This is a genomic window from Kitasatospora putterlickiae, from assembly GCF_039527695.1.
Lineage (GTDB): Bacteria > Actinomycetota > Actinomycetes > Streptomycetales > Streptomycetaceae > Kitasatospora > Kitasatospora putterlickiae.
The window spans coordinates 6,541-6,989 of record NZ_BAAAKJ010000418.1; the positions used below are offsets into that span (position 1 = coordinate 6,541).

The following is a 449-nucleotide window of genomic DNA, read 5'->3' on the forward strand; positions in this document are numbered from 1 at the left end:
CGCCGGGACGGCCGCGGGCGGCGGCGCGCCCAGCGTGGACTTCGCCGCGTCCTGGGCCGCCGGATCCACCGCGATGTACGGGGTCTCCCCCGGCATCGCGTAGTGCAGCCGGGTGCGGGCCTGCGCCTTGACGTACTCCGGGTCCTGCCAGCGGACCTTCTCCCGGCGCAGCTGCTCGACCTGCTGCCGGGCGTGCTCGGCCCGGGCGCGCTGCGCCGAGATCTCCGAGCGCTGCGAGACGAACTGCCGCGTCGGGTAGGCCAGGATCGCCACCAGCGAGCAGAGCACCAGCACGAGGACGGTCGCCCGGCTCGTGAACCGGGGCCGGGCCGCCAAGCCCGGGATCCTCCAGCCTGCCATCTCCGGTGTCCCCTCCTGCTCCTGGTCCGCTCCTGGTCACGACGGTGCCCCGCCGTCCACCCTACGGGGTGAACGGCGGGGCACCGGTC

The 449-nt window shown here is 75.3% G+C and carries 1 protein-coding gene; it reads right to left on the reverse strand.

The features are described 5' to 3' along the window. Positions 1-360: FtsB family cell division protein (locus tag ABD308_RS34990; RefSeq protein ID WP_344343982.1), on the reverse strand; the 360-nt coding region annotated here is incomplete at its 3' end. Positions 361-449: the final 89 nt, after the last annotated feature.